Annotated in this window: 7 protein-coding genes; 3 read left to right on the plus strand and 4 right to left on the minus strand. The window is 56.7% G+C overall.

Going from position 1 to position 16,700, the window contains the following annotated elements; genetic code table 11:
- Window positions 1-116: 116 nt before the first annotated feature.
- Window positions 117-617, plus strand: coding sequence for a PadR family transcriptional regulator (locus AC5FRZ_RS15640; RefSeq protein WP_493565042.1), 501 nt, complete (start codon window positions 117-119; stop codon window positions 615-617).
- Window positions 618-876: 259 nt separating this feature from the next.
- Here the strand turns inward: AC5FRZ_RS15640 and AC5FRZ_RS15645 are convergent, their stop codons facing one another.
- Complete coding sequence (locus AC5FRZ_RS15645) at window positions 877-1,056, minus strand: HVO_0416 family zinc finger protein (protein WP_153554630.1); 180 nt, start codon at window positions 1,054-1,056, stop codon at window positions 877-879.
- A 926-nt stretch (window positions 1,057-1,982) separates the two neighbouring features.
- On the opposite strand from AC5FRZ_RS15645, the gene AC5FRZ_RS15650 reads away from it, so the two are divergent.
- Both AC5FRZ_RS15650 and AC5FRZ_RS15655 read left to right on the plus strand, forming a co-directional pair.
- On the plus strand, window positions 1,983-6,914 hold the full coding sequence (locus AC5FRZ_RS15650) for a VWA domain-containing protein (protein ID WP_493565043.1): 4,932 nt from the start codon (window positions 1,983-1,985) through the stop codon (window positions 6,912-6,914).
- A 100-nt stretch (window positions 6,915-7,014) separates the two neighbouring features.
- Window positions 7,015-8,019, plus strand: coding sequence for an outer membrane protein assembly factor BamB family protein (locus AC5FRZ_RS15655; protein WP_493565044.1), 1,005 nt, complete (start codon window positions 7,015-7,017; stop codon window positions 8,017-8,019).
- A gap of 278 nt (window positions 8,020-8,297) precedes the next feature.
- Here the strand turns inward: AC5FRZ_RS15655 and AC5FRZ_RS15660 are convergent, their stop codons facing one another.
- The 3 genes from AC5FRZ_RS15660 to AC5FRZ_RS15670 all read right to left on the minus strand — a co-directional run bounded on the left by AC5FRZ_RS15660 (window position 8,298) and on the right by AC5FRZ_RS15670 (window position 16,700).
- On the minus strand, window positions 8,298-8,828 hold the full coding sequence (locus tag AC5FRZ_RS15660) for a hypothetical protein (protein ID WP_493565045.1): 531 nt from the start codon (window positions 8,826-8,828) through the stop codon (window positions 8,298-8,300).
- Between the two features lie 17 nt (window positions 8,829-8,845).
- A complete protein-coding gene (locus tag AC5FRZ_RS15665; RefSeq protein ID WP_493565046.1) occupies window positions 8,846-14,437 on the minus strand; it encodes a hypothetical protein in 5,592 nt (1,863 codons plus the stop codon).
- A gap of 505 nt (window positions 14,438-14,942) precedes the next feature.
- A complete protein-coding gene (locus AC5FRZ_RS15670; protein ID WP_493565047.1) occupies window positions 14,943-16,700 on the minus strand; it encodes a DUF7845 domain-containing protein in 1,758 nt (585 codons plus the stop codon).

Genomic DNA, 16,700 nt, shown 5'->3' on the forward strand with positions numbered 1-16,700 from the left:
TCTCGTCATATAAGCGTTTTCAGCCGACGGGGTTCTTTCAGATCCAGAAAACACTGACGGGAACTTATGCACGGACCCGCCCTACGTCAGATTGCGGATCGACTCCAGGTGACCACATGACCGAAGACGAACTTCGTCACGTTTCGACGGGCGATGCGGGACACGCCAGCGCCGACGAGCGCTTGACCCCCCTCGTCGGCGGGCACGACACCGAGACGTCGTCCGACCGATCGAATCGTGACGGCGTGCCAGAGACGCTACTGTCTTCGGTCGGCGAGGCCCTCGCCGATGGCGACGCTGCCATCGACGAGAGTCTCGTGACGGAGAGCCTGGACGAGATCCTCCTCGCGTTGATCGCGTCTTCGACCGATCAAACGCACGGCACAGAGCTGATGGACGAACTGGAGCGGTGTTTCGACGCCCAGTTGAGCCCAGGAACGGTCTACCCCCGACTCCACGAGCTCGACTCCGAGGGACTCCTCGAGATGCACGAGCTCGTCCAGACCAAGCAGTACTCGATCAGCGACGACCCCGCTGCTCGAGAACGCATCGAACGCGCGGTGTATCAACACCTCGCGATCGGTATGTTCCTGCACGCGTCACTCGACGACGCGTAACTCCGTCAGAACTGACCCCCCAACTCTCTCCCCCCTCTCGACGTTCGAGAGCGACGGTGACGCTTCGAGCACCGCGAAAGTTCACAGACCGACAGTCGCCACTACGAAGACATGTTGCTACGAGACGAGCCGGCAGACTCCGGTAGGAAGGACAGCTATGGGAGCTACTGAAAATCAATGCACGCCCGACCGCACGGCGGAAGTGCGATCGGTGTGTAAATCGTTTCAGTCGTTGCTAGGACGTGTGTGCTGCTGAGAGTCAGTTAGCGGGCCCCCAGCCACACACCGAGCACTCTGTGGCCGATCCGTCGTGAAGACCGCCACAATCCGGACACTGTTTCTTGTTGTAGCTTTCTTCCCAACCAGTCGCTTCGACGTCGTGACCCCGCTGGGACAGGAACTCGTCGATCATGTCGTCGGTACTCGGTGCGGTCGCCATACATGCTATGGTATACCACACCAGTATATAGCTCTATTGGTATCGACCCTTGTTGCCACGACACATAGTACGGGGATACGACTGGACACTGGCGGCCGTCACGTCGTCGAGACGCTGGTCACACCGAGGTAGCGATGGTCTGCAGAGGTGGACGGCGACACCGTCGCCGTGTCGCAGTATCTCTCCCTCGGTGTGACGACGCCTCGTACCGCCGGCAGCGTGGACGAAGCAGAACGCATCCAACCGTGTCGATGTCACTCGACGGTCGAAAACGGAAAGGAAGGGTGGTGGGGGTGGGTGGTGGGTGCTGGCACCGGGATGGTGCCGTGTCTGAAGAAAGGGAGTGATGGATAATAAAAATAGTGGCGAGAGTATCACAGACAATAACGAGGGGTAGACAGAAGGCGGCAGTAGCGAGTTGCTGGAGTTCTCTTTAGTAGTTGGAATCAGGTGCGAACATTCGACACCACGTCGACGACTGTCTCGAAATCGGCGGCGAGACGAGCAGCGTCGACAAAGAACTCGATGGGCCCTGGCGGGGAATATCCAGAAAGTGCTGGGGCGTCAGCCACTCGATTACGCCGTGGAACCGCCTTGAAGCGTCACATCAGGAACAGCCCTTCGGTTAGATTCCACGACAATCTCCATTCGGCCGGGGTCTCGTGTCGGCGTCGGAACAAGCCGGGTACCACAACTGAGTTGCTGCGTTGAACAGCCCCCGAAGGAACCGGGATTGCCGATGCGATTTTGCGGTCTCCATCTCGGCACGTCCAACGGCAGTCTCAAGATGAGGTCCCATAGACACAAGAATACGTGTTAATCCGCCCGGCATAATCCACCCCTAACCAATCCAAAATATGCATGCTTTTTACCTCATTTTTAGGTGATTGGAAAGATATTAATTGGTGAAAAATAGTATCGGTGATATGCCCACAGGAACGAAGCTACTGTCACTCCTTCTTTCAGTTCTTCTCATCACTGCGACGTTCACACCTGTCGTCGCAGTTGGGAGCGTGGCTCAGAGTGCTGGCAACGATGTGGTTACCACTGATAGTGCTGGAAACGAGCCCGTCGACCCCCCAACAGACAACACCAACCAAACAGACGGCGTCAATCAAACAGACGATGTTAATCAAACAGATGGTCGAGAAAACGAGCCAATCTCTAACACTGCGCCGCCGAAGGTGAAGAAGAGACAGGCCGTCCAAATTCTCCAGGCCATCGACCCCGAGCAACAGAGTGGGGAAGCCCAACACATCGATCGCGCCCGTGACCGGGTGAATGGAACACTGAGTGAGTATCGTGGTCCGGCACGAGTCTCAGATCCGCAGGTGTTCACTGACGACGGCATCGCGATTCGCGCGCTCATGCGGCTCGTGGATTCTGAGTACAGCAACGATACTCGGCGAGCGACGGAACTCATCTACCAGGCGGACAACGAAAGTGCTCGAACGACTGTCGCCGATGCACGCCGGCTCTTCGATCAGTACGAAAGCGAGTTAGATCGAGGCACCCGCCAATCTGCCGAGAGTCAACTCGCGGTCGCCGAGCGGGCGATCGAACGGGCGAACCGCTGGGATACCGAAGCTACCGAGGGGCGGGAGTACTATCACGCCCGGGCGACGGCAATTCCGCACCTCCGAACCGCTCACCGGCACGCCCAGATGGTTCTCGACGCTATTGACCGGAACGAAACGACGAGCGTCACGATCGAGCAGCGTGCTGATCCGGTCCGGCCGGACAACGAATCTCTGTCGTACCCACTGTACGGGAACGTCACTGGAGCCAATCCAACCACTGAGCCTCAGGTTGTTATCTCAGTTAATGGAACGCAGGTGAAGACGGTCAACACTACCGTTGTGCAGAACTCCGCTGGACAGAACCGCTCGTACAACACGTCGGTCGAGCTCGAGGAGCGCGTCAATCGTATCGAAGTGTCGACGGTAGGAGACAGCGGATCCTCGGCGGTCCTGCACCTCGACGGTGATGGGCTGCCAGGCACGTACGAAACGAGCGTCACGGGGACCGATCCGCTCGATCCGAACAGTGACGCCGCGTCGACGGCGGCGAACGAGTCGAACAACGAGACGGTCGACGGGGCAGAAGACTTCGACGGAGACGGCCTCTCGGCGGTGAGGGAGCGCGAACTCGGGACAGATCCACTCGACAACGACTCGGACGAGGATGGGCTGACCGACGCCGTCGAAGTGTTCCTGACCCAGACGGATCCCCTCGCCGCTGACACGGACGGTGACGGAACGCCCGACGAGGCCGAAGATCCCGACAAGGACGGCCTGGCCAACGGCGACGAGGTGGCGAATGGGACTCGTCCACTGGTCCCCGATAGCGACCGCGACGACCTGCTTGACGGTGAAGAGATCGAGGAGTACGGGACGAACGCGACGGACCTGGACACCGACGACGACGGCCTCGACGACGGTGCGGAGATCCGACTCGGCACCGATCCGCTGGTCGCTGACACCGACGGTGACGGCGTCCTAGACGGCAACGAGACGTTCGAGACAGAGACCGAAAACAGTTCGCTGGGCGTCTCACTGGAGCTGACTGGCGAGGGCGACGTAGCAAACGACACGACCATCGCTCCGCAGAACGACTCGATGTTCAATACCTCCCGTGTAGAGAACATGAGCCAGTCCCCGGTCGTGGAACTCACCGCCGAACAGGAGTTCGATTCGGCCAACGTCACGATGGAGTACGACGATACCGGCCTCGAGAACGAATCACAGGAGGTGGCCATCTTCACCTACGATCCGGAGGCAGGCATCTTCGTCCCGCTGAACTCCACAGTCGATCCCGCAAACGGCACCGTCACCGCACAGACAGAGCACTTCTCGACGTTCGCGGTGTACAACATCGAAAACTGGGCGGCGACGTACGACGCGAAGGAACCTGTCCGGGAGACGGGCGATGATGGGGTGACACCAGTCGACGTGGTGATGCTGATGGACGTTTCGGGGTCGATGGATTATTACGATCGAAACCGATTAGCGAAGGACGCAGCACAGCGGTTCACTGGTGGATTGCTGGAAAAAGATCGAGCAGCTGTAATCGAATTTGACAACTTCGGGCGTGTACAGCAACCCCTCACAAGTAATTTTACAGCGGTCAATCAGTCGATTCAGAACCTAAAGTACGAAGGTGGCAATGGCGGCACTGACTTTGCATCGATTGCTGCGGCAAACGAACACTTTGCCGAGCGTGGGGGTTCCGACCGTGCGAATATTACAATTTTCTTGACTGACGGTAGATCTGATTACGCTGATGGCACTGAGATGGCAGCTGAAGCGGCGGAAAACAACATCACGATCTACCCGATCGGATTTGGTGGTGCGAGTAAGAGGCAGTTGGCCCCAATTGCGCAACAGACTGGCGGGAACGTCTCTCTTGTCGATAGTGCAGCGGATCTCCCCGAAGTCTTCTCTCGTGTCGCCGAGAACACCACGACGATCAACGACACTGACGGTGACGGGCTCAGTGACGAACGCGAGACCTCTGGGATCGTCCTCGGTGGCCCGGACGGTGAGGTCGTACGCACCGATCCCACGTCGAACGACACTGACGGAGATGGGCTGTCCGACGGCCGAGAGGTCGGGGAATTCAAGACGGTGTTGTTCACCTTCAACGGTGAAGAGTACGAGGGCTCGTACTTCGATCATACTGCGGACCCAACCCTTCCTGATACTGATTTCGACGGTGTCGACGACGGGGAAGAAATCCATGAATTGGGCACCGATCCGAGAGATTGGGATACCTCCGGTGATGGGCTAAACGACTTGGTTGATCCTGCACCAACTGAGGAGACTCGTCCGCCCCAATTCGAATATAATACTTCATTCAACACATTCAAATCTGGTCTTGAAAACATCCCTGTGTCAGATTTAAAGATATTTGCGAAATCGATCGGAGCAGCCGGTTCTATCAAAGAAATAAGGATTCACCAATATCTCAAACCACCAGTGGTTGATGGGTACTGGAATAACCAAACGTATACGAAACAAAACTTCTCTACAATGGAAGACGGAGAGGTGTATAAAAAAGTAGAGCTTGGACAAGAAGGCCATCCTTGGACAGCCGATTATATTAGAATTACTATAATTGATTCGGATGGAAACGCGGCCGTCGTAACCGAAGATGTAGAAAATAGTAGTTTCGAATCATCCGCTCTTGTCACGGCAAGCCCAGCAATTACATCTGCACCAGTCAAATATAATCCCTCCTGGGCATTGAGAGGAAGCACCATCAGCTCTGGTATCGTCGTCACTGGTGCCGCTGTAGTTGGCACATCATATTACGTCATAGCCGCCGAGGCATCAGGGTCTGCGGAGGGTCAATATGCGAAACAAAGCTACACTCAATCAATTCCTGCAAGCGATAGCGAGCCAATTGAGAACGAGTGGGGACGCAATGATCTTCCGACAGAATCGGTGTATGAAAATGCTGGTGTCGAACTTCCAATTCAACTTACGTCCGGTGAAGTATATGAGGGCTCTTCATCTGGCAGTTTCGAACGGGGATATGGCTGGGAATATATCAAACAAACACCTGGGATAGAGAGTCAAGCGGATGTCGGGTACGTCCTCTCGACCGCAGTGGCTGCCGAAACGTCGGAGGGGTACGACGTTGTCATTGGACAGAACCCGAACGGCGACGGCCACATCGCACTGTACGTATTGGGCTCGACGATTGTCAGTGCCACCAGCGTCGAGACAATCGAAGATACGATCGAGAGAGAAAAAGAGGACGAACAGAGTGACGAGGAAATCACGGACGAAGAAGAGATCGACGACGCACCGGGAACTGAACAGGACTGGCAGCTCAGCGAGCGCCAGAAACTGTGGATCAGGACTGTCGGTGACTTCGCCCTCGACGTCTACAAGGCGTCCAATATCTACGATCAGTATCTGGATGACGACGATGACGATAACACGACGGACCCTGATCCAGAGGTGACGTTCTTCGACGTGGGTAAGGGATCGTCAGTACTGTTCGAAGGGCCAGAAGAGAATATTCTGATAGACGCTGGGAGTAGTGCGGGAGCTTCACAGGCTAACTACGTAGAGGCCGTCGAAAATGAATTAAATGACGACAATGGAGAGGCGACTCTTCACCACGTGGTCGTCAGTCACAACGATACAGATCATATCGGATACGTGGATGATCTCATGGATTCCGACGACGTCGAAGTGAGGAATCTTTACTTTAGCGGGATTGATGCAGGGAATCTGGGTGAAGATGGAGTCGACCGTGAGTTCGACTCAAGTGAAATGAACTCACACATCATCGACGAAGCCGGGGCATCGAGACAGATCACCGATGCTGGACTCACTGTGAGAGTCACCAGACCGGACACAGCAAATATAGACGGCGTAAGCACGTCTGACATCAATGCTAATTCTCTGATAACCAGGGTCAAGTATGATGATCAGACGTTCTTGATGCCCGGAGACATCCCAGCCCCAGTCGAGGAGTGGATGGTATCTGAATCAGACATAGCCCTGACGGAAGTCGACGTGCTTCAAGCACAGCATCACGCGACTCAAGAGGAAGGCGACGGCGTATTCAGCAAGGCATTCAGCGACAGACTCGCATCAGACGCGACAGTCGTCATCCAAAACCGAAACACGGCCACCAGTTCTGAATTCCACCCTAACTGCCAAGCCCTCCGGAATATGGTCGGAGAAGTTGGTGGTGTTCACTGGACAGCGGAACATGGTCGACTCGAAATCACCATCAGTTCCGAAGACGGCATAACTGACCGACCAAGCCGAGAGGCTGAAAGACCGAGTGCTCTCTTACCAAGGGTAAACAACGGTGAAGGTGGTTGCGCTACTGGGTGACAGCTACGGAAACTGAAATTCATTCAGACCAGCAATCATATCAAAGGTGAACCCAAACGCTAATCATTCTCAATTTCCTTTCCGCAAATAAATATAGATAATGACGAATCCGACCCATCGAAACGAGACGACGGCTGCAATTCCAACTGATGATCTCACCGTTTCCTGGGAGCTTGAGCTGGGTGATACGGTTAGAACCCTCACTGCAGGCGGTGAGCAAATTTACGCGGGTACCAGTAACGGGCTCGTTGCCGTCAAGGACGACGGCACCGAAAGGTGGCGTATCGATGGCAAGGCATCCGGGGCAACCCCCGCTCTTTGTGATGAAGTAGTATACGTCCCAATCTGGAGAGAAAACTCTGGCCTTCACGCAGTCGATACACAGACTGGTGAAACGATGTGGCACTATTCGACTGAAAATCCGCGCTCACCCTGTGTAGTAGGGGACACAGTCTACGGTGCCGGAAAGGACTCGGTGTTCGCACTTGATCGCACATCGGGCGAGCAGATTTGGTTGTGTGTGGTATCAGGTAGTGTTGACCTTGCAGTAGCGGATAGTCGAGTTTTTAGCGGATCAGCTGAACTCGAGATGTATGCGATCGATGCAGGTTCTGGCGAACGTCTGTGGACAGCCAACATCGATTCGATGCCAGCTGAGGGAGGTGCTACAGTCGTCGACGGGACACTCTATTTCACCGGCCACGCAGGTCTTGGTCCGGAGCGCCAGACCTACGCAGCTTCGGCTGAAACTGGCGCACTCGAATGGGTGGCGGACGACATCGGGTCTGACTCCGGAGCACCAGCTGTCGTCGACGGTGTCGTGTACACTGCGGATTGGGGCTTGTCTGCTTTGAATGCTGGCTCGGGGGAAGTCCTGTGGCAGTACGAGGGTGAGACACTATTTTGCCCATCACTTTTGATTGTTGATAACACTGTTTTTGTCGGCGGCCGAGATGCTCAAATCCACGCTGTGAACGCAACCGATGGCACAGGTCGGTGGACCCTCGAAACTGCCGGTGAGGTGAAAGCACCACCAGTCACTGCTGATGGAACACTCTACGTTGCCGGTGGAAGCCATTTATACGCCCTCAGTGCAGATAAGTGAACACAGAGTTCGAACGCAACAATAGTCAAGAAAGAATCTATTGTTCGCTCACTGTCTAGTTAAGGGACCGGGGAATGAGGTGGCCGTAGCGAGAAGTGCCTATGCAACTCGCAGACCTCTTCAAAGAAACATTAAAAGAAGGATGTCAAGACATTTGGAACAACGAGCGCACCCCGACACCGGTCGGCAGTTTAGGGAGCGTCTCCATACGGTGGGGCTGTTGATCACCAACGTTGCAAATTAAGGGCTATATGTAATCGATATATCCTGAAAAGTTATTATGTGGGTTCAGACATCTCCAACTCTAATAAAAGGTCGGAAATATCCGATACGATTTGATCATCTTTTGAAAATCCTTTTTTAACTGCGTGATCAACCACTTGCTCTACAGCAAAGGTTACTTGTTGAATGAACTCTGTGACCGGCACAACATACCCCCGTTCGGATTGTGGAGTTGGTCTAATTTCGGGTGTGTCATTTTTTGTATATTTGATTCGATACGACAAACAGATATTATTATAAGATATCATTTCGGCCTGTATATATTCATCTAGCCCCTCGAAATAGACTTTCGCGGTCTCGTAGGGCGACAAATCGCCAGAGGCTATTTTACAGGTTGCTTCCAATAGGTTTTTTGAATCATATAGAATTCTATGACCGATGCCATTGATATCGGCACCCGCCTCTACTGGTTTTTCAGAAGAGACTAGTCGATTGCCGTTAATATAGATCTCAAACTGACCTGTAAGGAGACTCGGATGTGACGGGTTTGAATTCTCTTCGAGTGTGACTGATATCTTGAGTGTCATTGTCAATTTATAATTTACTATGATTCCGGATAAGCCGTAATGATCAGTCCCGAATCTTCAGAGCGTAAGACAACTAGAGGTCTTTCCATATCGTATAGTTTCTCCAATCGTCCTCCTTCATAAACAATTCTATCACCCTCAACACGGGTCGGGTTCTTAACTGCTATACTGATTGCCTTTTTAATATCTTCAGGACCCATAGACTTTGGGAACTGTGAGTTTTTGCCTTTCGTGGTACTATACTTACCCGGCTCAACATCATAGTCTTCGAACTTTTTCGAGTCTTCAGGGACGTGACGAGCTATGATATGTTTGAATCCGGGACCGTCTTCTAGTACTTTTTCTTTATTATTCCACTTGTTAGTGTTTATAAGAATAGCTCTTTGGTCCCCTCCATTTTCAATCATAGATGTCTCAACGTCACTTATCGTCAGTTTTTCGTTCAGCTTTTCACCTTTACCCACGCCTTGGTTACTGTTTATTTTGCCGATATTCTTATTTAGCTTCGATACTGGAACACCACCGTCTGCGACAACTCGCTTGTAGTCGTCGCCCTTACCGAACGCTTTGTGGAACTCGTAGGCCTTGTCTTCGGGGAAGGCCTTGGAGAGCCCCGAAGAAATGAAGGCACGGTATGCATCGTCCGCCTTGTCCGGATTGTACTGTATCCATTTTTTGATCGTTTTCAGAGCCTTCGGGACGTCATTGATGAAGAACGGAGCGAGCCCAATCCCATCGAGAGCAGCGTCACCGTAGTCGCCCTGTCCAGCGTTTTGCGCGGCATCGCGAAGGTCTGCTGGAATCTCAAACAGTGGAACAAAGGACAGTCCAATCCATCCGACGAGATAGCTGGGATTGTCGTTGTAACCGCTGGTGACCACACCGTCAGGCATCCCCGCCTCACCCAGTGCAGCCCCCTCAATCATCGCACGACCGTTCTCGTTCAGACTCTCTCCGAGGTTTCCAGGATCGCATGGATCCGGATCTCGTTTGTCTGTTTGACCGTCGAAGTCGGTATCCACGGCGACGGGACTGGTACACGTCCGATCGACTTCTCGTGCATCTTTGAGGCCATCCCGATCGGAGTCTTTTAGACTCGGGTTCGTGTATGTCTGTGGCTCGTAGAGTTCCCACTCGCCCTCAACTCTGTAGAAGGCCACCTCACGGCCGTCAAGAAGGCCATCACCGTCGGTGTCCGCCTTCGAACTGTCCAGTTCGAAATTACTGGTCAAGGCACCACTCTCACGGACTGTCCGGAGTTGCCACTCCCGGTCCTCTACGGCGTCGATCACGCCATCGCGATCGGTGTCGAGCCCGAGCTTGAAGTGATAGAACTGCGCATCGGAAGGACTTCTCAGTTCGATCGTGACGCGCTTGCCGGCGAACTCCGAAAGGTCTACACGGCGAGTGAAGACAGGTGAGTATTGATCGATACTCGGAGGGGTCCTTCTGGGGGGTGTCACGTGTACCCGCTGGGTATCGCCGGACGCACTCGTAACAGTGAAGAAGAAATCACCCTCTGGCTCGTACTGTGCATCAGTCCCGCGAACTCTGAAGTGTAACAGCGTATCCTCTGCGTTTGCAGACAGTGTCGTCTGGGTTTCAAATCCCGGTTTGCAACCGTTCTGTTCCTGCTCTGAGGTCTCAGTCGGACACCGATCGGCACCGTCCTCAAGTCCGTCCCCGTCTGTGTCGGGGTCCGTAGGATCAGTGCCGGGACGCCAGCCACGTTCTATCGTCAGGTCGCCCACTGTGAGATATCGGCTTTCCTGGCCGTCAGTCAAGCCATCAGCGTCGGTGTCGGCGACCCACGGATCTGTCTGAATCTCACGCCTGTTTGCGAACCAGGTATCGGTCGGCGCCCCGCTTGCAGACCGATTTTCGAGGGTAAATCGATCGAGTGATCCTGCTGACCCCGAATCGCCGCCTGACCCCACAGAACGATCGAATCTGAAATCGAAGTCGTCCGTACTATCAGTCAAATAGACGTCGTCGTTCTCGTCTTTAATTTCCGATATCGGGACCCCGATACCTCTCAGATCTGCCGACGACACCGATTCCAGGTATTCCTCGTGACGAGCGGTGATAGCGTAGGTCTGGCTGGCTCTGGGATCAGTATGCGTCTGCTCTCGTTCGACGCTGTCTTGGAGTCCATCGCCATCGGTGTCTGCGATGAGCGGGTTCGACGAGACCGTTATAACCTCGTCGTCTGGTGTGCAGTTTTCGCCCTCCCAGGTGAGTCGACTATCATCTGTCTCTTGTTGGTTGCACTCTGCCTCATACCGAACTGGCTTCTTGACCCCGTCGGTGGAGACGACCGGGATTTCCCAGCCCTCCTTTTCGACGCGGTCTGAAACACCATCTCCGTCACTGTCGACAAGCGTCGGGTTTGAGTGGACGACGGGCGTCCACCGCTTTTCGCCGTCGACGGTCGTCAGCTCGAAGTCGACCTCTTCACCGTCGGTCAGTCCGTCGCCGTCGGTGTCTGCCTCGGTGGGGGAGGTGCTGAATTCTGCACCGTCGGCGAGCGGAAGCCGCCAGGTCTGTTGTTCGAGGTGGTCGGGGAGGCTGTCGCCGTCGGAGTCAGTACCGCCTGCTGTGCCACGGACGAGCTGCGTCCGGAGGTTCACGCCCGAGGCTTCGATCTCGATCGTCGCTGGGCCGGCAGCAAGCGTGGAGACGTTCAGTCCCTCCTGGATAGTCCCGATAGTCCCAATACTGAGCGACTCCGTGATGGTCGTCCCGTCAGCCCCTGTCACCGTCACCGTCGCATTGGGCTCGGTGTTGGTCTGCTCGGTCTGGTAGACGATCGAGAGGTCCTCGTCCTCAGAGAGCGTGGTTTCAAGCGTCGCTACGCCGGTATCCCCAAGTGTCGCATCGCTCTGGTTCTCCGTCGGTGCGTCAGGAATTTCGATCGTTACCGGCTCGTCCATCGACAGCGAGTGATTTCGGGGGTCGGTGGCTTTGCCAGTCAGGACCTGCCAGCGGTCGAGTCGGCCGGGAGTCAGGGGTGACTCACTGGCGTCACTGTTGAACGCTGGATCGATCGTTACCGTCGAATTCGGGAGTCCACCACGGAAGACACCGCCATCGGTTCGACGATAATTCCAAGTCCAGTCGAATCGCCTCGGTGACGTGAAATCGCTGGGGTCGTCCTTTACCACCCACTGACCATCCTGTGTTGGGAGTCCGTCGAAGGTCATCGTCACCGCAGCACCTGACCCGTCGCTCGGTTTGTCGTGGATGAGTCCGAGACTGAGGCCGTTCGGACCGGACCAGAAGAAGAGCCGGCTGATGTCGGACTCGAAAATCGGCAGCGGTGAGTTGATCTGGGCGTTTCCGTAATCGTAGAACTCTTGGATCTCCTGGCCGTTGCTCAGCGGGACGACCGGAATCGTTCGGTTGCCCTGTGTGACGACAATCTGTTGGGCGCTCGGCTCACCACCGACGACGAGCGTCGTGTCGTTCTGGAGTTCGCAGGCGTCTTGACAATCAAATCCGGACTGGTTGGCGAACGAGACTGGCGTCTGGGTGCCGTTCGTACCGCGTGCGGGCACCGTCGTCGCACTCACCCACTCCTCGGTGTCCAGCACCGTGAAGTACGAGAACGACGAGACGGTCGCCGTTGCGTTGCCGTTCTCGATCGTCGAGTTGATCGGTGTCCAGCGGTCCTCGGCAGAGCCGTTCCACTTGAACACCGAGAGATCGTCGTACCCGGAGGCCGGGATCGTCTCGTTGACGGGTAGTCGGACGGTCGCATTGTCGAATTCCGAACTATTCTGGACGCGGACGGTCGGGCTCGCACTTGCGGTTCCGTTGTCGAAGTACGAGGATTTCGAGGTGACGGTCGTCGTCGCCGCGACATTACCCTCCCCGTTGAGTGCCACCTCGACGCCGGTCGACTCGTTGGTGGCGGTCGTCGTGAACGTCTCGTTGCCGTCCAGCACGCCGTCGTCGTCAGTATCGGGGTTGAGCGGGTCGGTCCCAAGTTCGATCTCGTCGCCGTCTGTGAGACCGTCGTCGTCGGTGTCCGGATCGGTCGCGTTCGTCTCATACTCGATGATCTCTTCGCCGTCAGTCAAGCCGTCACTGTCGGTGTCGGCGATCTGTGGTTGGGTCCCATTCGCGAATTCGGCCGCGTTGTCCAGTCCGTCCTCGTCGGGGTCTTCGGCGCCGTCGACGGTCCCGTCGTCGTCCGTGTCCGCGACGACCGGGTCGGTCTGGGTGAGTGCGATCTCGACTCGATCCTCCAGTCCGTCCCCGTCGGTGTCCGCCTCGAACGGATCGGTGCCGGTCTGGCGCTCCTCGAGCGTGGTGAGCCCGTCACCGTCGAAATCTTCCCAGCCGTCGACGGTGCCGTTGTCACTCTCGTCACGGGCCGTCCGCGATGAGTTGCTGTCGGGATCGAGCGGATCGGTGCCCGTCACCGACTGCTCGTACGTGTCGGGGAGTCCGTCGCCGTCGAGTCGGAGCACCGCAGGCGACTCCGTCTCGCCGTTGGCCGTCACTTCGATTCGGTTGACCTGCTCAGTCAGATTGACCGTCGTCGCGTACGTGCGATTCGCACCGTAGCCTCCTCGAAGCGCTGTCGTGTTGGTGGTGACCGTCCGATCGTCGTTGATCGTGATGGTCACCTGCTGACCGGCTGTGGGATCGACGGCGCTGACGTTCCCGGCGACACGGTATCGTCGGGTGTCGTTCCCGGATCGAACGGAGTCGACACGCCGATCGATCGTGACGTCTGTGCCCACGTCACGACCGACGTAGTCGATTACCATCTGTGCGTGACGGTACGCGGTCCTGAGGTGCGGAATCGCCGTCGCACGCGACTTGTAGAACGCCTGTCCGTCGGCGTCGCGAGTACCCCACCGATCGGCGCGGTCGAGCGCCTGCTCGGCGACGTCTAGCTGGCTCTCGGCCGGCTGGCGGTTGTCCTTCGAGAGCTGTCCTTCGTACCGATTCAGCACGCGACGGGCATCAGCGACCGCCGTTCGGGCACTCTGATTGTCGGCTTGATAGACGAGGCTGACTGCGCGACGGGTTTCGTTGCTGTGTCCCGATTCAGCGGGGTGCATCAGCGCACGGACAGCAATACCATCGTCGGTGAACACTTGGGTATTCGAGACCCGGACTGGCCCGCGATAGTCCGAGAGGGTGCCGTTGATACGGTCTCGCGACCGCTGGACGTGACGCGCGTCACCACGATTCTCACTGGCGTTGATGCGATCGATGATAGCTAGAGCGGCCGACTTCTTCATGCGCGGTGTCGCGTTCTCTGGTACCGAAATCCGGGGTGTTTCAGGTGGTTCCGTCGTGACAACTGGTGTGGCTGTCTCTGTCGTCGCCGTTGGTGTACTTGTCGGAGCCGCAGCGGTCGTCGTTTCTGTGGTGGCTGTTTCTGTGTCAGTTTCTGTTGCAGGGGTCCCCGTTCGTGTCTGTACGTCTGTCGGCGCCTCGGTGTCGGTCGGCTGGTTGCCGGCACTGTCGACCGGTGTCGACTCGTTTCCGACACCACTCGCTGGCAATCCTGCCGCAACTGCTGGCGTGAACGTGGAGGTCACGAGAAGTACTGTCAAAAAGACAGAAATGACCTTCCTTCGGGTAGTCATACGAATTCATTATCGACGTCTTATTTATTTATTTCCTTGTCAAGGAACTTAATGAATGGAAATAGGAGTTTCCCACGATCTCCGATAAAATTTGATTTTATACTGATAAGTGTCGAACTTCCCCTTTCATGAATACGGAGTCAAAACCAACAAAGACCATTCTGCCGTTCCTGAAATCCTCTGACTGGATCTGTGAGAGGTCCAGTCCTGTCCGCAAGGTCCGCTGTTGCTATCCCATGATTCTTCCCGTGGTCATCACGACGGAAAGTTCTGGAATCGGTGGATCGTGTTGTCGCTGTGCGGTGTATTTTGGATAGGTGGCCTTAGCCACACGACTAAGGGGAACCCGGAAGCTCGCTTTCCGGGTTCCCCCTGGTCGCGCGGCTGGGTGACGTGACCGAGAGGGAACGAACCCAGCCGCGCGACGCGCCGGGGTGGGGTGTATGGGACGATATTGCCGCTAAAATGGTGTGTTGAACAGTGATGCCTCTATCCAGGGGGCGCGCTACCCCCCGGACCACTCGTCAGCGGGCGGGCACCCGGCAGCCTTCCAGGCGTCGAAGTCGAAGCTCTCGTTCCGACGTTCCTGCTGCTCTCTGGTGATGTACTCGCCGGTCCGTTGACCTTCGAACACGTTCCGAAGGTCTCGGAACCGGTCGCGGGCACCGTCGGCGTAGGTCACGACGACGTGGACGCCGTAGACGTTGTTCTCGACGAACTGCGTGTACGTTGTCTTCACCTCGCGCATGATCTCACGGGCTTCCGCGCGATCTTCGGGCTGGTAGCCCATCTGCAGCAACTTCCGACAGTCGTCGCCCTCGCGAACGGTGATCGCGTACTCTCGCCGGAGTCGACTCCAGCGCGTCTTCTCCTGCTCCTCTGCGGCGTCGGCCAGATCCATCACGGCGCTGCCGATCGACTGCTCGAAGCGCTCGCCGGCCGCCCTGACGCGCTTGAGAAGCTCCTGCTGGATCTTCTTCGATTCGAGTTCCATCTCGCCGTAGGTGTGACGAATCAGCCCTTCCAGGCGGTCGATCACCGTGCGGATCGTTCGGTACGTGTAGCCCGTCTGCTCGGCGGCCTCCTGGGGCGAGACCTTCCCACCGTCGGTGAGTAGCAGCTCGGTCACGTCCCGGTCGGCGCGGGTCATGTCACCCCACAGTTGCATCACGCGATGCTCTTGTTCGTCCTCGATCTCCGGCAGCGGGCACTTGACGATCTTCCGCGCCTCTGTCGTGTCTTTGACCGACCAGTACGGATCGAAGTCGACGAACGCGCCACTGTCGGCGGTGGTGGCGATACCGGTCCACTCCAGACAGTTGAGGATCGTCTCTTCCAGCTCCCGGCGAGCGTCGTCGAGGTCGTCCCACCGAACGGTGTCGTCAGTCCGACTCGTCTGGTACGACACCTCGAATTTCGGATGGTACGGGGCGTCGTCGGGCTCGTACTCGTCGGGGTGGTTCGGGTAGTAGTGCTTCAGCTCCTTCCCGAGCCCATGCCCACGGACCAGTTCGTCGGCCTTCTCGTCTTCGACGGTGGCCGTCACGTAGTATCCGGGGAGCTTCGTGTTGTCTTCGACGTGCTTCCGGTAGCCGCTCCGGTCGCCCTGGATCAACGTGTGGCACCGGGCGATGGGGCCGTCCGGGGCGTACAACGGGCCGCTGGCGTCGCGGTACAGCCGGACGTAGTAGGCCAGATCGTTTACGTGGCTGTCCGGATGGGGCTGGTCGAAATAGCGGCTGCTGATCCCGTAGGCGTCCATCACGCGCTGGATGAGCGTGAGGTACGTCTCGTGGGGAATGTTCGAGGCTTGCACTTGCACGTCGATGTAGGGCTCGCCGTACTGTGGGACCGAAACCGGCTTTCCGTCAGACGTGAGGTTCGGCCAGCGTGGTCGGATGGTGATCGTCCCGCCTTTCGTCCGCGGGTCCTGGTCGGCGGGTTCACCGGAGTAGTGGGGCGAGTCCTTCGCGACGAAGTAGAACTGGAACTCACGAACCTCCTCGATCTCGAAGGAAGGGTTGTCCCACGGGTCCAGGCCGCTCTTCGAGTAGTCGAAGGCCGTCGCCCACTGCTGGCCGTTGAACTCGATGTCACGGGTCGGCTTCCCCTGGGTTTGCCAGCGATCACCCCACTCTTTCATGAACCCGTGCATCGCATAGTAGGGTGCCAGCCCGTGATCCTGAACGGCTGGATCGGGATGCACGCCGACGGTAAAGCGCACGTCGCCCTCGTGAGGGGCGCACTTGAGGTACCGCGACAT

This window comes from Halomicrobium sp. HArcht1-1, from assembly GCF_058933285.1.